This is a genomic window from Paenibacillus sp. OT2-17, from assembly GCF_009827695.1.
In the GTDB taxonomy this organism is placed as follows: domain Bacteria; phylum Bacillota; class Bacilli; order Paenibacillales; family Paenibacillaceae; genus Paenibacillus; species Paenibacillus polymyxa_B.
The window spans coordinates 1-918 of the sequence record NZ_WUDQ01000911.1; the positions used below are offsets into that span (position 1 = coordinate 1).

A 918-nucleotide genomic window follows, 5' to 3' on the forward strand; every position below is an offset into this window, starting at 1 on the left:
GATCAAGGCGCTGCAAGTATCATCCCGATTGCTGCAGGCAGGTTATCGACTGGAGATGAAAGACCTGTTCAGTCATCCAACCGTGTCTGCATTGGCACTGAAAGTCCAAACGGTGACCCGATTGGCGGATCAGAGTGAAGTGGTGGGCGCTGTGAAACTGACACCTGTTCAACAATGGTTCTTTGAGCAGAACCTGACGGATGCTCATCATCATAACCAGTCCATTATGCTGCATAGCAAGGACGGTTTTGATGAAACGGCCCTGCGCACAGCGATGGATCACGTCGTGAGCCATCACGACGCACTGCGCATCATTTTCCGTCCTACGGAGTACGGATATGAAGCTTGGAACCGTGCGGTTGGGGAGGGCGAGCTGTATACGCTGGATCGGGCCGACTTCAGAAATGAGTCTGAGGTATCTGCGGCGATCGAGGCCAAAGTAAATGAAATTCAGGCGGGTATTCATGTAAGCGAAGGACCGCTGGTGAAGCTGGGGCTGTTCCATTGCCCGGATGGAGATCATTTGCTGATGGCGATTCATCACTTAGTGGTGGATACCGTATCTTGGCGCATTTTGTTCGAGGATATTACGACCGCCTATGAGCAGGCATTGAACGGACAAGCGGCTCGTCTTCCGCACAAAACGGATTCGTTCCGCACCTGGGCTGATGGGCAGTCTCAATATGCGAACGGCCCGGCCATGGTAGCAGAACTCGCATTCTGGCAAGAAATTGAACAGGGAATGTATGAGCCGCTTCCAAAAGACGAATCCCATTCTCATTCCTTGAATAGGGACAGCGAGAACATTACGGTCACGTGGACAGCTCAGGAAACGGAGCAGCTGTTAAAACAGGCGCATCGTGCCTACAACACGGATATGAATGATTTGCTGCTTACCGCATTGGGACTGACGATTTA

General features: G+C 51.9%; 1 protein-coding gene. It reads left to right on the forward strand.

All coding sequences use genetic code 11. The annotated features are described in order from the left end of the window. Positions 1-918: condensation domain-containing protein (locus tag GRP75_RS28125; protein ID WP_237449246.1), on the forward strand; the 918-nt coding region annotated here is incomplete at both ends.